The organism is Paenibacillus thalictri, from assembly GCF_004307995.1.
Lineage (GTDB): Bacteria > Bacillota > Bacilli > Paenibacillales > NBRC-103111 > Paenibacillus_AF > Paenibacillus_AF thalictri.
Window position 1 is genome coordinate 126,828 of record NZ_SIRE01000023.1, and the last position, 21,776, is coordinate 148,603.

Genomic DNA, 21,776 nt, shown 5'->3' on the forward strand with positions numbered 1-21,776 from the left:
CAAAAATATGGAATGTTTTTGTTGGCGCCATTCGCCTGTGGTATAATTCCAATCATCAACTGCAAAGGCGGAACCTACATGCTTTCTTTCCAAGAAAAATTGGCCATTATCGAATCATTCCCCGAGCTGCAGCGCAAAGACGTCTCGCTCGGGCGAATTAACTTTCAGTACAACGACAGCATATACGATAAAAAAAATGTCGTTTATCACTTACATCCGAACGGTAACGGCTTTGTATACGGCGGCCATCTGCACGGTGAAGAAACCGATGACAAGGGGATGATCAATATTCGCGAATACTCGGCCGACGCGCTGCATTCGCTCATCCAAGCTTCCATCCGTTCGCTGTCTCCGAAGACAGCCAAGGAACAGGCTATCACCGGCAATGCCCCGGAGGAAAGATGGAAAGGCCCGGACAAACAAACGCTGCTGCTGATTCACGAAGACGACCTGTGGTATGTGTACTCGGGGTTAAATATGGAAATGGCTTTTGAAACGCGCGCTGAGGCGGTTCAATATTTGCATGAGGAAGGGTTCTCCCGGATCTGATCCGCCAATCGTCAAGCGCGCCGCGCTGATCTGCAAGCCTGCTTGACGCGCCTGCGGCCATATACCAACGTACGAAGGGCGGGGATCTGCATTGAGTTTTATCCGAACCTTGCTGCGCCATACGGCTCACAACAAACTGCTGCTGACCGGATTCTTGCTTAGCATTTTTATTGAAGTCGCTTATTTCGTAGCCGCCCCTCTCAGCCTGAAATATTTGGTCGACAAAGCTTTTATGCCAAAGGATTTCCAGATGTTCCTGATGATTCTGGGCGTGCTGTTCGTCAGCGGATTGATTTATATTTGTGCAGGCACATTCGGAGATTACGCGTTAGGCCGGCTGAGCGGCGATGTGATCCGTACATTGAGGACAAAGCTGTTTACCCATGTGCAGCGGCAATCGTTTTCCTTCTTCCAGCACTATAAATTAGGGGATTTGGTAACCCGTTTCTCGGCGGATATGAGCTCTTTGGAAAGTGTTATACGGCATTCCAGCCCGCTCCTGTTGAAGGAAACGTTAAATATCGTGCTTGGGCTTGTCATGCTGGCCCTCATCGAATGGAAGCTGACACTGGCTGTGCTGGCCGGCACTGTGCTGATGTTTGTCGGTCCGAAATGGCTTCAATCCCGTGCGGAAAAGGAACAAACCGCCTACAAGCAAGCACAGGAACAATTCTCCAACACGATTGACGAGATGGTAAAAGGGTACAAAACCATAAGAGGCCTTCATCAACAATCCCGGTTCCGGGAACGGGCGGGAAAGCAAATTCAAGATTTGTTTTCCTTCGGTCTCAAACTGCACATGACAGGTTCGCTGATGGAGCGCCTGCCGCTAGCGGCATTGCTTGTTCTGAACGGGACGATGATCGGATTCGGCGGATATTTGATCTTTCACGATGAGATGACGGTAGGCGACTTCATGGCGTTCCTCACGTTATTTATGTTTGTCGGTCAATCGGGCAGCCATTTGACGGCGCTCCTTCCGCATTTTGTCGAATCCAGGGTCAGCTTCAACCGCATCGGTGAAATCTTGGATCATGAACCCGAAGTCTCCGAACCGCCGAACCCGGCGGAGCTCCCGAAATCCATTCGCTCCATCCGTATGGAGCAGGTCACTTTCGGCTACACGGAGGAGTCCACCCAATTAAGCGATGTAAGCTTGGAAATTGCCGCCGGAAGTTATGTCGCCTTCGTTGGGCCAAGCGGTTCGGGCAAGAGCACCGCGCTTCAGCTGCTTTCCCGGTTTTATGACCCGAAGCAGGGCGCCGTCTCCATAAATGATTGCGATCTGCGTACCGTCAGCGAAGCTTCCTTGCGCCAAACGTCTGCGCTGGTTACTCAAGAGGCGTTTCTGTTTAATACGACGATTCGCGACAACCTGCTGCTGGACAACACTCAGGCCACGGAAGCGGACATGGTCGAAGCCGCAAAGCAAGCCAACATCCATCGCATGATCGAAAGCTGGCCCGAAGGTTACGATACCCCAGTCTATCACGAGGGAGGATCCTTGTCGGGCGGTGAACGTCAACGGTTATCCTTGGCGAGGGCGCTTTTGCGGAATCCCCGGATTCTGCTGCTTGATGAGGTAACATCCGCATTGGATCCCGTAACCGAAGCCGATATTAACGAGCTGATCGTGAGGCTTCGCAGCCGCATGACGATTGTCTCCGTTACGCATAGACTGGCCTCGGCCATGAACGCGGATCACATTTACGTATTTGAAAATGGCCGGATCGTCGAATCCGGTACTCATCAGGAGCTGTTGAGGGAACATGGCCTCTACTTCCGCCTCTGGGAGAAGCAGCACGGGTTTCATCTTTCCCGCGACGGACTGCATGCTACGGTGGACGGCGAACGGCTGGCCAAACTGCCTTTCTTTCAAGGAATGGAATTGCCCCTGCTGCATAACATCGCTTCGCTGTTCTCTACCGAAACCAGCAAAGAAGGGGATACCATCGTGTCGGAGGGAGAAGCCGGGAACAAGTTCTATATCATTGTCCGCGGCAAGTTTGAAATTCTTAAACATCTTCCGGGTCAAGGCGAGGTCCGCGTGGCCGTACTTCAGGACGGCGATCACTTCGGTGAAATCGCGCTGCTTAACAATGTCCCCCGCAACGCTACGGTAAAAGCGTTGTGTCCGTCCGTGCTGCTATCGGTCAGACAAGAAGCCTTCCAGCATCTGATATCCGCTTACCCGCAAATTTTAACCGTTTTGCAAAGCACGCTGCAGCAGCGGATGTAGCGAAAACATAGCAAAAGAGGCAGTCCGCGCGCGGACTGCCTCTTTTGTATATCTTATCGTCACTTGCCTTACGACAAGTTGAGTTCCATCTGGTCCTCTTCGTCACGGTTGAATGCCTCGCGGTCAAATTCACCCTCCGAATTGGCTACGATCAGCGAGCACACCGTTGTACCCGTAGCATTCACTGCCGTACGTCCCATATCGACTACCGCATCAATCGCCAGCACCAAACCCAAACCTTCGATCGGCAAGCCAAGCGCGGTCAGCACAACGGTGGTGGAGATCGATGCCGGTCCCGGCACACCCGCTACGCCGATGGATGAAATCATGCTAACCAGAACGATGAGAATGTATTCGGAAATGCCAAGCGGCACATTATACACCCTTGCGACAAAGATCGCGACAATCGCCGGCCATACGCCGCCGCAACCGTTCATGTTCATCGTTGCGCCTAATGGTGCGACGAAACTGGCGATCCGGTCGGAAATACGAATTCGCTTGGTCAATACTTCCAAGTTGACCGGAAGCGTTACATAACTGCTGCGAGTCGTAAAAGCGACGGCAATCGTAGGGTACGCTTTACGGAAAAACTTAAACGGATTCACTCTGGCCACAAAGGTGACCAGCCCGCCAAAGGTTACGATAAAGTGGACAATCAGCGCAACATATGTAGCCAAAATGACTTTAACCAGTGGAGCCAGCGTTTCAAGACCGTACTTCGCCGCCATTGTGCCGATCAATGCATAGACCCCATACGGCGTCAGGCGAATGACATATTTCGTGACTTGATGCATAATTTGCGCAAGCGACTCGATGAAACGCTTGACCGGGGCGACGGCTTCCGGTTTCTTCGAACCGACGTGCACCATCGCAATCGCTACAAAGATAAAGAAGATAAGCACCGGAACTACTTTGGCATTAGCCGCGTCGCTAATCGGGTTCGAAGGAACGAGGTCCAAAATAACTTGCGAGAACGTCGGAATGTCACGCGGTTTAAAGCTCTTAGGTACTTCTTGATGAATCCCTGAGCCCGGATCGAAGATCAGGGCGACAATCAAGCCGATCAGCGCTGCAATACCGGTTGTCACCAGAAATAAGACAATCGTCTTAATTCCGATTTTGCGCAGCTGCCCAAGGCTCGATATCGAGGTGATGCTTGTTACGACAAGCACGGCAACCAGCGGGATGACAAGCATTTTGACCAAGTTGACATAAACCGATCCGATCGTGCCCACGCTGGTCGCGTCAAACTTAAACGTATTGAAGAAAATACCGGCGACAAGGCCAAGCCCCAAGGCGATCAGTACCCGATAACCGAAATTCACTCTCTTTTTGGCGAGCAGGTAAAGGATGCCCAGCAGTACGACCGAGACGACCAAGCTGACCCAGTTCGATCCAATAGCAGAGACCAAATTGTTATTCATGAAAAGACAACTCCTTTATAACCGACTTATCTAGTGGGTATTATATGAGTTTAAATACTACTGCGTCCTATGCAAACTGTCAATTACTTTTTTTTAATCTGAAATTAAGGTTTCAAAACGGGAAATTCGGCGACTTTTCTGACCCTCATATCCCATTAGTAAATATTTCATATTGATTCCTATTATGCTATTTAATTTCAAGAATGATGCAAAAAATCTTCGTGATTCTCAAGCTCCGCTAAGATTTGCCGATTCGTGTCCAGCACCCGGGCTACTTCATCCGCACTCATTCGGGTCAAAACCGCATCCATCGCCCGGTACGAATAAGCGTTTTCTGTTGATTGCCGCGATTTCTCCCTGCCTGCTTCGCTCAAGCTGAGCTTGATTTCCCTGCGGTCCTGCTCAGAAGTTACCCGCACAATCAATCCCGCTTGCACCAGCTCGTCCACATTGACGCTGACGGTGCTTTTGGCCGTGGTTAGCCGTTCCGCCAGTTCCTTGAGAGTCAGATTCGGCACAGGAGCCAATGTATTAACAATTGCCATCTGATGTAAGGTTAAACCAAGGCTTGCCGCATTGCGCTGCACAAGCTTGCCTATTGCGCTATTTATCGCCAGAAACGATTGGACAACCTCCGCAGCCTGCTTGTAACGGCGATCGTTTACTTTCAATTAAAGCGCCTCCTTCAAGACCAAAATTAGTTCAATGCAGAACTATCCATCGATGAACAATCGTACTCTACCTTGTAGAATAAGTCAACCGAATATTTCCAGAACGATCAAAAAAGCCTGCCCTCAAGCGCACACGCGCCGGAAAGCAGGCCCTCTCACAAGTTCAATTACTTAAATGCTGCAGCCACCTGATTGACCATTTCGGAAACGGACACCAAGCCTCCGCCGGAAAGATACCAATAGCCGGGATCAAGGTACACGATGCCATTGTTTGTGAATGCTTTTGTTTTCTTCACCAGCTCGTTTTCAATCAGCTGTTTGGCAGGCGATTGCGCACTGCCGCCAACGGCTGCGCCGCGGTCAACGACAAACAGGTAGTCTGGATTTTTCTGAGCGACATATTCGAAGGTTACCGATTGCCCGTGCGTAGACACTTCAATATTTTTATCTACCGCCGTAATACCAAGAACATCATGAATGAGTCCGAATCGGGAGCCCGGACCGTAGGCGCTAAGCGCACCGTCGTTGGCCAGCAGCACCAACGCGTTTTTGCCGCTTGCCGAAGCTTTTTCCTTCACGCCTTTGACGGTTGTTTCGATTTTTGCCAGCTCGGCGTCTACGGCCGATTCCTTGCCGAACACTTTGCCAAGCATCTTCATGTTCTCGGAGAAGGATTCCATAAATTTCTTATTGTCCACCCCGGCAAAGATGGTAGGGGCCAATTTGTTCAATTCCGGATAAGCGTTTTGCTGTCTGCCGGAAATAAAGATCACGTCAGGTTTCAAAGCGCTCAGCTTCTCGTAATCCGGCTCCATCAAAGTACCGATATTTTTGTATTTAGCGTCTTTGTATTTGGCCAAATAAGGCGGCAGGTTGGATTGCGGCACGCCAGTGACTTCTACGCCCAGCTTATCCAGCGAGTCGAGCACGCCATAGTCGAATACAACGACGGTTTTCGGATTTTTCTTGACTTTGGCTTCGCCCAACTGGTGTTTAATCGTCAATTCTTCGTTTTGCGGAGCTGCCGCCGGCTGCGAATTTGCCGAACCGGATGCAGGCGTTCCTGCGGACGCTCCCCCGGTCGTACCGCCGGAAGTTGCTGCCGGAGCCGATCCGCACGCCGCAACCATGATTGCCAAAATAACCAATACTACGGACATCATTAAACTTTTTCTCATTGTAAGCCACCCCTTTTTTTTAGTGAGCGTTCAACCTCTTTACGTAAAATATATGCAAATTTTGTTTGTACCCATCGTTTCGATCGGGATATCCATCCCGTACACTTCCTGCAGCACCGCATTGTCGATAATCTCATCGGTTGGTCCCGCCTTGACCACTTTGCCTTCCTTCAACGCTACGATGTGATCGGAGTAGCAGGAAGCAAAGTTGATGTCGTGAATGACGATGACCACCGTCTTGCCCAGCTCATCGACCAGCCGCCGCAGCACCTTCATAATCTGTACGGAATGTTTCATGTCCAGATTGTTGAGCGGCTCATCTAGAAATATGTACTCGGTGTTCTGGGCGATAACCATGGCGATAAACGCCCGTTGATTCTGCCCGCCGCTGAGTTGGTCCAGGAACTTGTGCTGCATCTCCTCCAGGTCCATGTAGCGGATCGCTTGATCGACATAGCTCCAGTCCTCGGCGGTCAGCCTGCCCTTGGAGTAAGGAAACCTGCCAAAGGACACCAGCTCCCGTACGGTCAAACGGACGTTGATCTGGTTGGACTGCTTGAGAATGGACAGCTTTTTGGCCAGCGCGTCGCTTTTGCAGCGGCTGATTTCCTCATCGCCAATCCAGATTTCCCCTGAATCCTTGGACAAAAGCCGGCTCATCATGGACAATAAGGTGCTCTTGCCGGCCCCGTTGGGCCCGATAAACGACGTGATTTTGCCCTTTGCGATGGAAAGCGACACGTTATCGACGACTTGCTTGCTCCCGTATGCTTTGGAAACATTTTTGATCGTTACCATGACTTGTTCTCCTTCAGCAGAAGAAATAAAAAGTAGACGCCGCCAATTAAGTTAATAATGACGCTTAATGTGGTGGAGAACGTAAACACCCGCTCGACGACAAGCTGCCCTCCGACAAGCGCAATAATGCTGATCAACATGCAGCCGGGAATGAGTATGTTATGGCGGTATGTCTTGAACAGCTGATAAGCGACGTTGGCGACAAGCAGCCCAAGGAACGTAATCGGACCGACCAGCGCCGTCGAGACGGCCATCAGCACGCTGACTACGATGAGCAGCCGCTTGATCGTAAATTGATAAGGGATGCCCAGGTTCACGGCATGATCCTTGCCCAGCGAGAGCGCGTCCAAATATTTGGCGAATTTCATAAAATACAGGACGATCAGCGCAATGGCGATGACAGCCAATATCAGAATGTCGGTGTTCATCCGGTTGAAGCTGGCGAACATCTTCCCCTGTACGACAAGAAATTCATTCGGATCGATCAGCACCTGCATAAAAGTCGTCATCGTGCCAAACAGCGTGCCAAACACCATCCCGATCAGCAGCAAATGATAAATATTGCTGTTTTCCTTGCGGAACAACACTTTATACAGCAGCATCGCAAACAGCACCATCAAGCCCAGCGAAAGCAAGAAATTCAAGCTCTTGTCGTTAACCGACTTGCTGCCCGAACCAAACACAAAAATAATAAAGGTTTGCAGCAGCATGTAAACGGAATCGAGTCCGATGATGCTTGGCGTCAATATCCGGTTGTTCGTGATCGTTTGGAACACGACCGTGGCCAGCGCGATCGACGCTCCCGTCAGCACGATAGCCGATACCTTAAGCCCGCGCAGCTTGAGAATGTAACTCCAATTGCCCTCCACCCGAATCAGCATAAAGACGGCAATCAGGACAAGCGCCGTGACGGCCAAACTGATGATTTTCCATTTGTTAGCCATATGCCCTTCTCCTCATCAGCAAGTAAAGAAACATGCCGCTTCCGATGATGCCGATCGTAGTCCCGATCGGTATTTCATACGGGTAGATGACGACGCGGCCCAGAATGTCGCAGAAGAGAACAAACACGGCCCCCAGCAATGCGGTGAAAGGGATGTTTTTTTTCAAATCGTCGCCTTGATACAAACTGACCAGATTGGGAATGACAAGGCCGAGAAACGGAATCACCCCAACAGTCAGCATGACCGCCGATGATACAAGCGCCACGATCACAAGCCCGATGTTAACGACCTGCCTGTATTTCAACCCCAGGTTGGTCGAGAACTCTTCGCCCATGCCTGCAATGGTAAAGCGGTTTGCATACAAGTATGCGATGATGACAAGCGGAATGCTGATGTACAGCAGCTCGTAGCGGCCTTTCATGCTCATCGAGAAATTGCCCTGCATCCAAGCGGAAATATTCTGAATCAAATCGTACTTATAAGCAAAAAAAGTCGTAGCCGAGCTGACAATGTTGCCGAACATCAAACCGACAAGCGGGATAAACACCGCATCTTTAAACTTGACCCGATCCAAAATCTTCATGAAAATAAACGTTCCGGCAAGCGCAAATACAAAGGCGACAAGCATCTTCTGCATCGGAGTGGCCGAACTGAAGAGCATAAGCGAAACCAGTATCCCCAGCTTGGCGGAATCGTCCGTCCCGGCAGTCGTCGGCGAAACAAACTTGTTTCGGCTGAGCTGCTGCATGATGAGCCCGACTATCCCCATGCTGACGCCGGCGATAATAATGCTGATTAACCGAGGAATCCGGCTGATGACCATCACCTGAACTTGGTCCTCGCTGAGCCGGAAAAGATCAAGCGGACTCAGCTCCTTGACCCCGATGAACAGGGAGGCGACCGATAAAATAACGAGGGCCGCAAGCAAATAAATTTTTCTCATAACATTCCCTTGCTTTATTGTTAGTCAGCCTAAAAGTGATAATAATTCTCATTCGCAATTATAAATGGAGGAGAGAGGTTGATCCATGGACAATATACGGATTTTTTTTGGACAATTTACGAATGGCAAACTTGAACCCCTCCTGCCACTGAGGCAAAATGGGGCTCTCGTTCGGCAATCATATGTTATCAGAAGACGGTTCAGGAGGCGTCTCTTACAAAAAAGAGACGTTGGTGAAGAGACGCATCGCAATGCCAACTATTCTTTCATGGGCCAGAGGCGAATACTCGCGCCATGGATCCGATGTGATCATATGGACTTTATTGTTGCGGACCGCCTTCAGCTCCCGCCACGCCAAAGAACCTTGAACCTGCTTCCAATAAGCTAACGTAGCCGACTCCTGTCTGGCGTTAACGAGTATCCGGTCAGCCTCATAAGCGGCAAGTTGCTCAATGGACACCGGAATGCTTGTGTCTTCTCGGCCTTTCTCCATAGGGTGCGCCGCCGTTATGTTCAGGTCGCCGTACAGCACCTCCGCAATACTGCGGTTGGAGTATATGGCGCAGGTGTCTATCAGCACGCTGAGCACAAGCACCTTCTCGTCCCCCGCCTCCCGTTTCAAACGCGCTCTGGCATAGGCCGCTTTCTGTTCGAAGCGTTTCAGCCACAGCTCGGCTTCTTTGGCGACGTCGAAAAATTCAGCCGTCTGCCGCAGCGCTCCCCGCCACTGTTCCTGCTCGCGCGGAATATAGAAGACGGGCGCCACGCGCTCCAGCTGTTCCTTTTCCTCGCTATCAGGCAAGCTCATGCTGACGATGATTTCCGGGCGGATTTGCCGCAGCGCCTCGATATTCTCCTGCCAATGTTCATTACGGCGAAAAGCGCTAAGGTGCACCGGGATATCTTCCCGATGCTTCTCGTAGTAATAACCTGCCCATTTCGGATGAAGCGGCGCAGCGTAAGGCATAAGATCCATCGGCAGCAAATACCCCATCGTGCCCAGCCGGTACGCCGCAATTTTGCGGCGCCGCTTCGCGATGTACAATGTCGGCGATACGCCGGTCTCCTTCTTGAACTTGCGGCTGAAATAAAACTCGTCGCTGTACCCGACCTGATGGGCGACATCCCGCAAGCCCGACCCCGCCTGCAGCAGCAGCTGCTTGGCTTTGGCGATACGCAAACCGGTCAAGTATTCACCCGCGCTTTGACCGTACGTTTTTTTAAACAATTCCACATAATATTTAGGGCTGATGTCAGCGAGCCGGGCCAGCTGCTCCAGCGTAATCGTCTGGTGAAGATGGCTTTCCATGTACAATCTTGTATATTCTACGGCGGTTTGAGAGTCCATCTTGGGAGTACGGCTGTGTCTGACGACAGCGTAGAGCAGCTCTTGAAAATCGATCTGACTGCGGAAACGGTCCATCGACTCCCCTGCATGCCAGGATTGAAGAATGGTTTGGCAGCGCAGCGCGGGACGTACGCCTTCAAGGGCAAAATTCCTTCCCGCACCGACCAGATTTTCGCATTGCTCCACCGGCTCTACCGTCAAACCGTTCCCTTCAGGCGCACAGTACAGGGCAAAGCGGACAATGAACAGCTGCAGGCCATCTTCAGTCTGCGCCGCGGCCCCGAAAGTCTCTCCCGGTCCGCATATATAAACTGCATCCAATCGCACCGGGTAGCTGTTCCCCTCAATGAACAAGCTGCCCATCCCATTGGCAGGCACAAGCAGAACAAAAGAATGGGCAAGCTGCCGTTCCATCGACCATTCTTCCCCATCTCCTTTGACCAGTTCGATATCCAGCAGGTGAACAAGCAGGCCCCGTGTGTCCTTATTGTCTTCCCCACTTGCCGGCGGTTCGGAATTCGTCATATGGCCGCACCTCTCATCACGTAATCTGCATCTCAATGATAATAATTATCATTATCGAATGTATTATACATGGAATATAAACTGCCATCAAGGCGATTGTCTGCTATACTAAAACATACCGATACGGCGATAGGAGGCGATAAGCCCATGACGGTCACTATTGGATATGTCGGGGTGGAAGACACGATGGAGCTGGTACTGCGGACTGCGGCGGCATTCCCCGAAGTTCGTTGCATCCCTCTGATCCATACCGACTTTGCGCAAATCCCGGAATTGTTGGACGAGCATGCCAAAGAAGTCGACATGTGGCTGTTTTCCGGCCCATTGCCTTATGAAGAAGCGAAACGGCGGGGCCAAGCCGCCGCGCCGATGTTTTATATTCCCTACGGGGGCACAAGCCTGTACCGGACGTTATGCCAAATTTTTCTCCGCGATCAAACCGATGTCGGGCAGCTGAGCTTCGATATGTTCTCCCACTCGGAGCTGTCCCGATTGTTCGCCGAGCTCGGCATGACCAACCGGTCCATCCACACCATGCCGTACAATGGTTCCTATGACGATCTGATCGAGCATCATCGGTCGTTATGGAAAACGGGGGTCACGAAGGCGGCAGTCACCTGCGTCTGGATCGTGCAGCAAAAGCTGGAACGCCTCGGCATCCCCGTTTTTCGCGTCGTCCCCACGGAATCCGTCATCGAGTCCGCGTTAAACGCCGCGCTTCGCGCTCATGAAACGCTCCGCATGCAAGATGCGCAAATCGCCGTACAAATGATTGAAACGGATCTATACGCCGGACTGACCAAAGAAATGTACTCATCGGACGAGTTGTTTGACATAGAAATCGCGGCCACCCGGAAATGGCTGTCCTACGCCAAGCTGGTGCATGGCTCGCTGAAGGCGGTCGGTCCGGGAAGGTACGTAATCTTTACGACACGCGGCATTTTGCGGGACTGGACCCATAACTTTACGGCGATTCCCGACATCGAGGCACTGCACGCGCCCGGAGACGCATCGATGACCTGCGGCATCGGCATCGGGCTGAATGCCTACGAAGCGGAAATGCTCGCGGGCAAAGCGCTGCTTCATACGCGGGAGTATGGGAAGGGATCATGGATTGTCTTTTTTGAAGACAAGACCATATCCGGACCGCTCGGCAAACCCGAGCAGCTGTCGTTTTCTTACGCTTCAGTCAAACTGCAGCGAATGAGCGAACGCTCCTTGCTCAGCGTCTCTACCCTCGGCAAGCTGGAGTCCATTTTAACCAAACGCCAAAGCGATGAGATCAATGCATACGAGTTGGCTCAATTTATGCAAATTCAACCCCGCAGCGCGCGGCGAATTCTTATTCAGTTGGAGGCGTCGGGATACGCTGAAGTCATCGGGGAAGAAATGCCGCATCCGCGCGGCAGGCCCAGAAAAAAATACCGGATCGTATTTGAGCAGGAATGTTAACATTCCTGTTCTTTTTTTGGGTAAATTGGCATGTACCCGGTTGGAATCTGTTTATGATAGATATTTATGTTAGATATATTGACATATACGAGAGCTTGCCTTAAAATACGGACATAGCCGAAAATCAACCAATAGTACTTTTTGCAGTAATTCAGCATTCCACAAGGCTTTAAAATGGCATTTTGTTGCAGAAAAGGGGGGTTTTATTGCGAGTATTGCTTCTGAGGCACTTCCGTTTCGATGATACGTCAGCTATTATATCATGGATTAGGAAGAATCACTACATTGAAACGATGCTGCACCCCGCTGAAGATGACCCTCTTCCCGAACTCGATACGCTGGATATGCTGATTGTGTTAGGCGGACCGATGAGCGCATATGACGAGGCTGGACATCCTTGGCTGCGTGAAGAGAAGCAGTTTATCAAAGCAGCGGTGGAGGCGGGCAAAAAAGTGCTTGGCATCTGCTTGGGCGCTCAACTGATGGCTGAAGCGCTGGGCGGCAAAGTGTACCGGAATACGCAGAAAGAGATCGGCTGGCATCCCGTGCATCGAACGGAAGCCGAACATCCCTTGTTTGACGGCATACCGGTGCAGTTCCACTCGTTTCAATGGCACGGAGATTGCTTCGATCTTCCGCCAGACGCGCTTCCGTTGGCTTATTCCGCTGCCTGTCAAACCCAGGCTTTCGCTTACGGCAAGCACGCGCTGGGGCTGCAGTTTCATTTGGAAACGACACCCGCTTGTATGGAAACAATGCTGGAGAAGTGGACGGCGGAACTGGTTGACGCCCCCTATATTCAAAAGGCGGGACAAATTTTGGCACAAGCGTCCCGGAGCGAGGAATCACACCGGATGCTGAGCGGAATCTTGGATCGTTTTATATAAAAAAACTAACGGAAGTGAGGCCATCATTATGGAAATAGGTGTAAATGGGATTTGGACGATACTAGGCGCTATACTCGTTTTATTTATGCAATGCGGATTCATTATGCTGGAGGCCGGATCGACACGCATGAAAAACGCCGGCCACGTTGCCGGTAAAACGATATTTACGGTAGGCATCGTGTCACTTGTATTTTGGGCTGTCGGTTATGCACTGATTTTCGGCAGTAAAGGCGGATCGTTGATCGGCTGGGGCGACTATTTCGGATTTGATCTAAAAACCGTGCCGGAAGGCAGCAATGTTGCACCAACGGTGATGTTTTTGTTCCAATTGGCATTTGCCGCTATCTCGATGTCGGTAGCCTGGGGCGGCTTTGCTGAGAGAGCGAAGCTGTCGGCATATCTGATTTTCGCAGTGCTGTTCTCGGTTGTCGTTTATCCGGTGATCGCACATTGGATTTGGGGCGGGGGCTGGCTGGCCGAGCATGGCAAACAAGACTTCGCCGGATCTACGGTGGTGCATCTGACCGGCGCGATGGCCGCTTTTGCCGCCACACTGCTCTTAAAGCCGCGGACTGGCAAATATAACAAAAACGGAACTCCAAATGAGATTCCGGGCCATAACCAAGTATTCACTACACTTGGCGTGATGATTCTTTGGGTCGGCTGGTTCGGTTTCAACGCAGGCAGCACGATTACGGTCGGCGACGGCAGCTTCTTCGGATTTGTCGCCGTCAATACCCAACTCGGCGCAGCAGCCGGCGCCGTTGCGGCATTGCTGATCGCTTGGATGTTTACCGGCAAAGCCGACTTGTCGGTAATGCTCAACGGCGCGCTGGCCGGGCTTGTCGCCATTACCGCTTCTTGCGCCTTCGTTGAATCTTGGGCGGCCATCGTGATCGGGCTTGTGGCAGGCATCGTTGTTGTCATCAGCATGAGAACATTCGAGAAACTGCGTGTGGACGATCCGATCTACGCCTTGTCCGCACATGGCACCGCGGGTGTATGGGGAACGCTCTCCAATGGATTGTTCGCCACTCCGGAGCTGGCCGAGAAGGTCGGCGTGGGTAAAGCCGGCTTGTTCTATGGCGGAGGATTCGAGCAACTGGGCGTTCAAGCGCTGGGTGTCGTCGCTTGCGGCGCATTTGCTTTCGCGGTATCCTACCTGATCTTGTTTGTGATGAAAAAGACAATGGGCATTCGCGTGACGGAAGAGGAAGAATTGATCGGCCTCGATCTCAGCGAACACGGCTCTTATGGTTACCCGGAGCAAATGAAAGCAGTTCAACATTAAAAAAGCGATCGCCGCACAACCATGCGGCGATCTTTTTGCATCCATCGAAGAAAAACGGCGGAAGAGCCGGTTCCTACTGCTTGCCGAATGAGATTTCTTGCCGCGTCCAATTCGTGTATTTGTAAGCTTCCGCGATCCCCCACTGGCTGACCCGCTCTTTCGGGACCTTTTTTAATATCAGCTCCGCAGTAAATGATGGCTCAAACAGTGACGGCGTGACTTGAATCCGGCCGGCATCGGCCCATTCGGCCCTCCACCTTCCTTCATCTTCCGTTTGGCCGAGTTCAGGGTACTGAAAACCGTCCTTATACTTAGGGTACTCCGCTTCTTTGGGCACCCCGGGTTCATTCAAGCAAACATATAAAGAGAGTTCGTCACATAATTGCAAAATCTGAAAGTGCTTGCGCACCAACTCCTCATCCACTCTGATGCGGTTTCGGATCCGCTCTTGCCGTTGTGTCTCGTATGCCATAAAGTCGACGCAAAACGGATGTGTGGAATGGCGAATATGCTGAAATGAGCTGTAATGCAGGCTGCATAGAAGCCCTGCGTACTCATCGAGCCGTTCGGTTTCGTCGATGCCATAGCGGTACAAGATCAATTTAGGCGGGAGCGGATAATCGGTAAACGAAAACGGCGCCATATCCCGATCATTCCACACCGGTGTCTCATCCAGCCGAATCCAGCCCCGATCGTGCTCATATACAGCCCTTAGCACACTTTCGACGTACGTATCGCCTCCATAAAAACGCCTCTCGATATGCTGCGCAATATCGCCCGATAAATGAGCATGATCATGCTGTGCAACCATAATGAACTCGCTTGCCGTCTCGCGAACAATCATCCACTCCCGCTCCTTTCCTTCTACCGAATGGCCTATTACGCCAAAGCTTTTTTTAACTCAATGCGGTTCCCTTCCGGATCGACGATCACACCAATCGTCCCCCAATCAAACACGCGGACCGTAACATCAACGCCGCGGTCCCGGATCTCCTCAACGGCTTGCTCAAAGGGATCGACATCAAGCCGAATAATGACGGGGTTTTGAGCTTTGGTCTTTTCACGGTCCGAAGCCACTCCGCGGTCTTCCAGCATCAGGTAGCTGCCGCCGAAATCAAGAATAGCCAAATCGGCCTTGCGTTGTCTTAAGGGCAAACCCAGCTTGGAAGTGTAGAATGCCAACCCCTCTTCAAACCTCTCCATAAAAACAATAAGTCCCGATTCCTTGATGTTCATAACGTTCACCATCCTTTGGCATATTTATACTTATTATATATTTATGTTTATTATATATCCATCATAAATTCCACTTTTTGAAAAAAATAAAAAGCCAACCTGCGCTGGAAGCGTCCCGATTGGCTTTGTTTCTTATCTCTTTCGCTGCATCACAGCAGCTTCTTCGGTTCCTCAACCGCCGTGCGTTCCGCCGGCGTCACTTCAGCTTCGTCCACAATACCACGTGTGGAATTGCGGAATTCGCGGAGCGTATCGCCAAACGCCCGGCCCAATTGCGGCAGCTTCGAGGGCCCGAACAAAATCAAAGCAATAGCCAAGATGAGCAGCAGCCCGGATACTCCAATATTGTTAAACATCCAATTTCCTCCTCTCTGCAACTTTATTTGTACTTCTAGCGGATACGTCTATCGCGTTGCCTTCATCGCCTCCAACCTCCGGCGGGACTTAAGCCGACCTCTCCTGCATGGCCCGCCACTGTCTGCCGGAAATAAACACGCTGATTTCAAACAACAGAATCAATGGAACGGTCACGGAGAGATGTGAAACCATATCGGGCGGCGAGATGCACGAACCGATAATGGCCAAGGTAAGGTATGCGTATTTTCGCGCCATTTTTAAGCTGGACGGCGTCACGATCCCGATTTTCGTCAGGAACAACACAATCACCGGCAATTCGAAAGCAATGGCCATCGGGAATACCAGCTCGAACAGAAACGAGAAATATCTGTCGATACCGTATGTTTCCACCGCCCCGACCGTCTTGTTCATTTGCTTCATAAACCGCAGCATCATCGGAAATACGACCCAATAGCTGAAAGCTACGCCGCTTAAAAACAGCAGGAAAGCTGCCGGAATATACGGCAACGTGCTTTTCGCCTCGTGTTCGGTCAATCCGGGACGCACGAACACCCATACCTGGTACAGCAGCACGGGAACGGTGAACAGCAGCGAGAACAGCAGCGCACATTTCATGTAGATCAGCAGCCCGTCCGTAAATGCAAACACGTTCCATTGGATGTCATGCGCATTAGGCTGCGATTTAATGAAACGGAGAATGGCCGGGGATACATACAACCCGATGCAAAGCATCCCCAGAAACCACCCCGCCACTATGACAAGACGTTTTCTTACTTCCGATAAATGTCCAATCCACTCTTCCTGCTCCACATACTCTCTCCGTTCATTGAAGGGCAAGCTTTAGGGTTTACACCAGCATGCCGCCCTGTTTGATATATTTGGAAATGCCTTCTGCCGTCCGGTAGGCCAACGCGCCGACGGTCGCCGTCGGATTGTAGCCGCTGTTGTGTGCAAACGCCGAGGCCCCAACAACAAACACATTTTCCGCATCCCACATTTGCATAAAGGAATTGACTGCGGAAGTGGACGGATCGGCCCCCATAATGACGCCGCCGGTATTGTGTGTCGATTGGTAAGGGACGATATTATACGGGCCCAACTGGTCGTTGGAGCCCACCGTTGTCGGCTTCATCGCTTTCATAATATCCGCCGCTTTGCCGGCCACGAATTTAATCATTTGCCGGTCCTGCTCTTCGAAGTCGAATGTCAAGCGGATCAGCGGCTGCCCGTAAGCATCTTTGTACGTCGGGTCCAAATCGAGATAATGATGTTTCCACGGCAAGCTGCTGCCCTGACACGAAACGGAAAGCATGCTGTTTGCGTATTTGATCGACTTCTGTTTAAAATCCTTGCCCCAAGACGGCGTCCCCTTCGGTACCGAATTATTCTGAATCGGCCGCTGCCCCGTCTGCGAGATGCGGATGCCCGCGCCGTGCAGGAAACTCAGGTTGGTGTGGTCGAAGTTGTCCCCGTTGAAATCGGGGATTTCCATGCCCAGCGACCCCGCTCCGGCAAACAGGTTAAATTCCTTATCGTCATAGAAGCCGGTTGCCGAACCGCCATTGGTCTGGTAACAGTAATTTTTGCCGATAACCCCCGTGCCCGTAGCCGGATCGTACGGCTTGCCCAGCTTGGAAGCCAGCAGCAGCCGGACATTGCTGAACAAGTAGCTGGCCATCACCACGATGTCAGCCGGCTGCTCGAACTCCTCGCCGGTCACCGTATTGATGTACACGACGCCGCTCGCTTTTTTCCCGTCATTTAAAATTTGCGTCACGTTGGAATAGGTGCGAAGCTCAAAGTTGCCGGATTTCTGCGCTACCGGCAGCACGGTCACCGTGGCGTCCGCTTTCGCTCCGTATTCGCAGCCGAACCGTTCGCAATACCCGCAATATTGGCATGGCGCACGAGTAATCCCGTCCGGGTTCGTATACTGCTCTGACAGGTTCGCCGACGGCATCATGTACGGGTGGTAACCCAGACTTTTGGTCGCTTCCTCAAACAGCTTAAGCGCCGGCGTCTTGATCATCGGTTTGGTCGGGAATGGGCTCGAGCGTTTGCCGACCATCGGGTTCTGCTCTTGATCGCCGGAGATGCCGCACATCTTCTCGAATTTGTCGAAGTACGGCTCAAGCTCGTCGTAGGTAATGCCCCAATCTTGAATCATCATGCCGTCGGGAATTTTGCTTTTGCCGTATCGTTCGACCGTTTTGCTATAAATTTGAAAATCATACGGCAAAAACCGGTACGTTTGCCCATTCCAGTGAATACTGGCTCCGCCCAAACCTTCGCCCAGCAGGAAGGAACCGTACTCGCGCATCGGAACGGCGGTCATCTTGTCCGTATTGCGGAAGGTGACCGTTTCCTTCGATAAATCCTGCATCAACGAGAAACGCGAGGCGTAACGCAGCTCGTCGTGAACCATCGAATAATCCTGCGTGCCGCGGGGTTTCCCGCGTTCCAAACCGACAACCTTGACGCCCTGCTTCGTTAATTCCGCGGCGATGATGCCGCCAAGCCAGCCTACGCCGACGATGACAACCGGGACTTTTGGCAATTTGGTAGCCATGAAGGGATCCTCTTTTCCTTGAATATTCTTAAGTTGCAAGCTGGCATCAATGTGCGAAATGATCGTGCAAACTGCGCGGCTCCATGGCGACAAACTCGTCTTTCTCCATGATGTTCGAATAGCTCATCTGGTTGCCCGGGTATTTGCGCATTTTCCAGCCCTGCATATTTTTGTTGCCGCCGTACAGCGGATCGGAATATACCCCTTCCAGCGTCAACTGGCGCAGCAGGTTAAAAAACGTTTTTCCCGTGATCCCGTTCACCACCATGATTTCGCCTTTTTCCATGGAGGTGAGAATGGCGTCTTTCTCCGCATCGGCCAATTCGATAAACGATTTGTTCTGGTATTTCTTCTTGCTTTCTTCTTCCAGAGCCTGAAAACCCATCGTAATCAGCTCATGCCGCGCGATGCTCTGGTAGTCACCTTGCGTCGCTTCCCCTTTCACAAAAGGCCCCATTCGATATTCATGCGCGTTAACCCCCCACGGGCTAGCCAGTTGGTGGTCGATGTAGAAGGCGACGCCCAGCTCGGCCGCCCCCGGCCCCAGCTCATCCTTGGGAAAAATCCGTTCTGTCGCCGCTTCCGCGATTTGCAGCTGCTGCTGGGTCATAAACATCGGCGCCTGATTAAAATCTACCGAAGCCGGCGCGGGAGCTGCCGGTGTTTCCGGGGCCGGCGTTTCCGTCTTCTTGCGGAATCCGCCCGCGATTGCTCCGCCGATCACACCGCCAACTACAACTCCGCCAATGGCCGTTCCCGTATATTTAAGGAAACTGCGCCGTGATCCGCTGGGCGGCTGCTGATTTTGCCTCTCTGCCATTACCGCTTACCTCCTAGATGACTTAAAATGTGCCAAGCAGATATCTAAATATAGGAACTTGCGCCTATTTTGAGCTAAAGCTGGACATATTATGCAAAAAATTTAAAGGTATACGGATTGCCCTTCATAAGGTATAAGCCATTGCGCGCCGGGGTATTTTAGAAAAAGCAAATATTATCTTGAAGGAGAAGCATCGCTATGAAAAAATCGTTTATTGGCCTCACTCTGCTGCTCGCAGTTTCCTTATCGGCATGCGGAAAAAGCACCGCTCCGGCTCCTACGCCGGCGCCCGCCAATCAAGGATCGGGAACGGCGGCAGGCGGTACTTCCTCGTCGGTGGACGCTCAGGCCGTATTTAAGCAAAACTGCATCAGCTGTCATGGCAGCAACTTGGAGGGCGGCGTCGGACCGAACTTGCAAAAAATCGGCGGCAAATATTCCAAAGATCAAATCTCCACGCTGGTTAATAGCGGGAAAGGCGCTATGCCAAGCTTCAAGGGACGACTCTCGGACAGCGAAATCGGCGCACTCGCCGACTGGCTGGCTGCCAAGAAATAAGCAGCAAAAGACCCCCTCCGCAGCTCGCCGTACCGGCTCTGCTCAGAGGGGGTCTTACTTTACCAACAGATTTCTTAATTATATGTTCTATGTTGACCGCTGCATTACACCATTTCGGCACGAAGCGCCTCCATGCGCTCTTCGCGTTCCCGATCGGACATCCGGGGGCACGTGTAACAGAACTTTCCGCCTTCCGTACGATAATAACAGCAGCAGGCCGTTTTCATCCATAATGTTTTATCGGGCTCGCCCGGCTTGCCGGGGTATATCACGGTCCGCAGTTCCATGTCGAACGGATTGCGCTTCCGTCCGAACACTTCCGGCTCCAGCTTTGTCGTCAGGAAACTCCAGTCGTCTTCGTACTTTTCACGCAGCAAGCTCGATTCGGCAGAGGAACAGAAGCTGTCGACGGCATATCGGAGCCTGCTCGGAAACAGTCTCCACAGATGTCCGGTATCCATACCGCTCACGCGATGAACCGCCTCCACGAATGGCCCAACCTGTTCCCGGTAGAAGCCGGACAGAACCCGCTCACGCCACTCCTCCCGCTTCCCCGGATCCGGTCCTTCGAGCAGCCGCATTTCTTTCAACACATAACGGAACTGGCAGTATCCTTCTTCATGCCAGCTCAGCTCCAGCCGCCATCGTTCCGGAGACAGATCGATCAGCACATCGTGGGCGACCATATACTGCACTGCTGCGCACAAAGAAGACAAGCGGCCTGTTGCATAAGCTCCCGCGGCCCCTAGGTCGAGCGCTTTCATCAGCGGCGCATAAACGTCAAGCAGTTCCCGCATGCCTTCATCAGTTGCCAGCAAACTTCCTTCCATAGTGTGCAGACGGTCGCTCCGCACAGCTTGCGTCACTCCAAACTTCCCATCCATATATGTCAACATACCGGAATTCATGTAACTCACCCTTTATATCGGTTAAGCAAGCAGACCGCATGAACGGTCCGCCGTGCCGTTACAATAAATGATAATCTTTCTCAACTCGATGTCAAGCAAACCAGTTCATAATAAAACGATGAAACAGCTCCACCGAAGGGGGGAATGTTCTGCCCTCCAGCCATGCAAGTCCAATCTCCCTTTTGCACAACGGTTCGGAAATACGAATTTGCTTAATTTTAGAGGCATCGACTCCGGAGAAGGCCGGAATCATGGCGGCACCCAAACCGGAAGAAACTAGACCGGCCAACGTGCCTACGTCGTCCCCTTCAAATCGAATACGGGGCACGAACCCCGCCTGCCGGCAATATTCATCGCTCAGCCCACGCATGACATATCCTTTCTTGAAACCGATAAACGGTTCGTCAGCCAGTTCCTCCAGACGCAGCTCCGATCTGCCCGCCAGCCGATGCTCCGCCGCGACATAAATAAACAGTTCTTCTTCCATTAATTTGCGCCACGTAATTCCCTTATGACCGTTAACCGGACCGACCAGACACAAGTCGGACTGACGCTCCAACAAGCGTTCCAGGATCGGCATGGTCGTATTCTGATGCAGCACAAATTCCACATTCGGGTACATCTTATTAAACTGGCCGATAATATCGGGCAAAATGTTCATGCCAAACGTCAGCAAAAACGCCAGCGATACCGTTCCGGTCAGCGGGCTGTTCAATTGTCTGAGCTCTCCGATACCGGTGTCGATTTCCTGCTGCGCCCTTTCCACGCGGTGCAGAAACAAGCGGCCGCTTTCGTTCACACGGATCGCCCGGCCTACCCGGTCGAATAAGCTGATGCCCAGCTCAGCCTCCAGCCTATGAATCGAGCGGCTTAAAGCAGGCTGGGAGATGGCCAAATATTTAGCTGCTTTGGTCATATGCTCCATTTTCGCAAGGACGCGAAAGTATTCCAGCTGCTGCCAATCCATCTTCTGTTTTCTCCTATTCACTTATGCATAACGGGTATTATTTATATGCATATAATAAATTGGACGTTATCAATATGCAAGGAGTAGACTTATTTGGAAGCGACTTGGCACC

21 protein-coding genes are annotated in these 21,776 nt (G+C 51.7%); 6 read left to right on the top strand and 15 right to left on the bottom strand.

From position 1 onward, the window contains the following. Positions 1 to 78: 78 nt before the first annotated feature. Positions 79 to 549 (top strand): hypothetical protein, encoded by a 471-nt coding sequence (locus EYB31_RS28595; RefSeq protein ID WP_131016885.1) that lies wholly within the window; start codon positions 79 to 81, stop codon positions 547 to 549. Positions 550 to 640: 91 nt separating this feature from the next. Then, positions 641 to 2,788, top strand: coding sequence for an ABC transporter transmembrane domain-containing protein (locus EYB31_RS28600; protein ID WP_131016886.1), 2,148 nt, complete (start codon positions 641 to 643; stop codon positions 2,786 to 2,788). Between the two features lie 68 nt (positions 2,789 to 2,856). Here the strand turns inward: EYB31_RS28600 and EYB31_RS28605 are convergent, their stop codons facing one another. The 7 genes from EYB31_RS28605 to EYB31_RS28635 all read right to left on the bottom strand — a co-directional run bounded on the left by EYB31_RS28605 (position 2,857) and on the right by EYB31_RS28635 (position 10,619). Then, positions 2,857 to 4,212 (bottom strand): dicarboxylate/amino acid:cation symporter, encoded by a 1,356-nt coding sequence (locus tag EYB31_RS28605; RefSeq protein WP_131016887.1) that lies wholly within the window; start codon positions 4,210 to 4,212, stop codon positions 2,857 to 2,859. Positions 4,213 to 4,409: 197 nt separating this feature from the next. Beyond that, on the bottom strand, positions 4,410 to 4,883 hold the full coding sequence (locus EYB31_RS28610; protein WP_131016888.1) for a MarR family winged helix-turn-helix transcriptional regulator: 474 nt from the start codon (positions 4,881 to 4,883) through the stop codon (positions 4,410 to 4,412). Positions 4,884 to 5,050: 167 nt separating this feature from the next. Then, positions 5,051 to 6,061 carry a siderophore ABC transporter substrate-binding protein gene (locus tag EYB31_RS28615; protein WP_131016889.1) on the bottom strand — a complete coding sequence of 337 codons (1,011 nt, stop codon included), beginning with the start codon at positions 6,059 to 6,061 and terminating at the stop codon, positions 5,051 to 5,053. 39 nt (positions 6,062 to 6,100) lie between these two features. Then, positions 6,101 to 6,859: an iron ABC transporter ATP-binding protein gene (locus tag EYB31_RS28620; RefSeq protein ID WP_131016890.1), complete on the bottom strand. Its 759-nt coding sequence runs from the start codon at positions 6,857 to 6,859 to the stop codon at positions 6,101 to 6,103. Continuing rightward, the gene (locus tag EYB31_RS28625) at positions 6,853 to 7,803 is read right to left on the bottom strand and encodes an iron chelate uptake ABC transporter family permease subunit (RefSeq protein WP_131016891.1); all 951 of its coding nucleotides are present in this window, start codon (positions 7,801 to 7,803) and stop codon (positions 6,853 to 6,855) included. Before EYB31_RS28625 ends, EYB31_RS28620 begins: the two co-directional genes overlap by 7 nt. Continuing rightward, positions 7,796 to 8,746: an ABC transporter permease gene (locus EYB31_RS28630; protein WP_131016892.1), complete on the bottom strand. Its 951-nt coding sequence runs from the start codon at positions 8,744 to 8,746 to the stop codon at positions 7,796 to 7,798. The genes EYB31_RS28625 and EYB31_RS28630 overlap by 8 nt, the downstream gene beginning before the upstream one ends. Before the next feature lie 214 nt (positions 8,747 to 8,960). Further along, positions 8,961 to 10,619 carry an AraC family transcriptional regulator gene (locus tag EYB31_RS28635; protein WP_131016893.1) on the bottom strand — a complete coding sequence of 553 codons (1,659 nt, stop codon included), beginning with the start codon at positions 10,617 to 10,619 and terminating at the stop codon, positions 8,961 to 8,963. 147 nt (positions 10,620 to 10,766) lie between these two features. Here EYB31_RS28635 and EYB31_RS28640 point away from each other — a divergent pair, with 147 nt between their 5' ends. The 3 genes from EYB31_RS28640 to EYB31_RS28650 all read left to right on the top strand — a co-directional run bounded on the left by EYB31_RS28640 (position 10,767) and on the right by EYB31_RS28650 (position 14,249). Then, on the top strand, positions 10,767 to 12,071 hold the full coding sequence (locus tag EYB31_RS28640) for a helix-turn-helix domain-containing protein (RefSeq protein ID WP_131016894.1): 1,305 nt from the start codon (positions 10,767 to 10,769) through the stop codon (positions 12,069 to 12,071). A gap of 206 nt (positions 12,072 to 12,277) precedes the next feature. Then, entirely contained in the window at positions 12,278 to 12,958 is a 681-nt protein-coding gene (locus EYB31_RS28645) for a type 1 glutamine amidotransferase (RefSeq protein ID WP_131016895.1), read from the top strand. 28 nt (positions 12,959 to 12,986) lie between these two features. Continuing rightward, entirely contained in the window at positions 12,987 to 14,249 is a 1,263-nt protein-coding gene (locus EYB31_RS28650) for an ammonium transporter (protein WP_131016896.1), read from the top strand. Positions 14,250 to 14,322: 73 nt separating this feature from the next. Here the strand turns inward: EYB31_RS28650 and EYB31_RS28655 are convergent, their stop codons facing one another. The 6 genes from EYB31_RS28655 to EYB31_RS28680 form a co-directional block, all read right to left on the bottom strand. Further along, the gene (locus EYB31_RS28655; RefSeq protein WP_131016897.1) at positions 14,323 to 15,093 is read right to left on the bottom strand and encodes a DUF3891 family protein; all 771 of its coding nucleotides are present in this window, start codon (positions 15,091 to 15,093) and stop codon (positions 14,323 to 14,325) included. 35 nt (positions 15,094 to 15,128) lie between these two features. Then, entirely contained in the window at positions 15,129 to 15,485 is a 357-nt protein-coding gene (locus tag EYB31_RS28660) for a VOC family protein (protein WP_165452667.1), read from the bottom strand. A gap of 149 nt (positions 15,486 to 15,634) precedes the next feature. Then, the gene (tatA, locus tag EYB31_RS28665) at positions 15,635 to 15,841 is read right to left on the bottom strand and encodes a twin-arginine translocase TatA/TatE family subunit (RefSeq protein WP_131016899.1); all 207 of its coding nucleotides are present in this window, start codon (positions 15,839 to 15,841) and stop codon (positions 15,635 to 15,637) included. An 88-nt stretch (positions 15,842 to 15,929) separates the two neighbouring features. Then, positions 15,930 to 16,679 (bottom strand): twin-arginine translocase subunit TatC, encoded by a 750-nt coding sequence (tatC, locus tag EYB31_RS28670; RefSeq protein ID WP_240762951.1) that lies wholly within the window; start codon positions 16,677 to 16,679, stop codon positions 15,930 to 15,932. 10 nt (positions 16,680 to 16,689) lie between these two features. Next, complete coding sequence (locus EYB31_RS28675; RefSeq protein WP_131016900.1) at positions 16,690 to 18,411, bottom strand: GMC family oxidoreductase; 1,722 nt, start codon at positions 18,409 to 18,411, stop codon at positions 16,690 to 16,692. Positions 18,412 to 18,457: 46 nt separating this feature from the next. Beyond that, positions 18,458 to 19,231, bottom strand: coding sequence for a gluconate 2-dehydrogenase subunit 3 family protein (locus EYB31_RS28680; protein WP_131016901.1), 774 nt, complete (start codon positions 19,229 to 19,231; stop codon positions 18,458 to 18,460). Between the two features lie 198 nt (positions 19,232 to 19,429). On the opposite strand from EYB31_RS28680, the gene EYB31_RS41320 reads away from it, so the two are divergent. After that, positions 19,430 to 19,789: a c-type cytochrome gene (locus tag EYB31_RS41320; RefSeq protein WP_131016902.1), complete on the top strand. Its 360-nt coding sequence runs from the start codon at positions 19,430 to 19,432 to the stop codon at positions 19,787 to 19,789. 104 nt (positions 19,790 to 19,893) lie between these two features. Here EYB31_RS41320 and EYB31_RS28690 read toward each other — a convergent pair whose 3' ends face one another. Together EYB31_RS28690 and EYB31_RS28695 are read right to left on the bottom strand one after the other, a co-directional pair. After that, complete coding sequence (locus EYB31_RS28690) at positions 19,894 to 20,673, bottom strand: hypothetical protein (RefSeq protein WP_131016903.1); 780 nt, start codon at positions 20,671 to 20,673, stop codon at positions 19,894 to 19,896. 115 nt (positions 20,674 to 20,788) lie between these two features. Next, entirely contained in the window at positions 20,789 to 21,664 is an 876-nt protein-coding gene (locus tag EYB31_RS28695) for a LysR family transcriptional regulator (RefSeq protein WP_131016904.1), read from the bottom strand. Positions 21,665 to 21,776 lie beyond the last annotated feature (112 nt).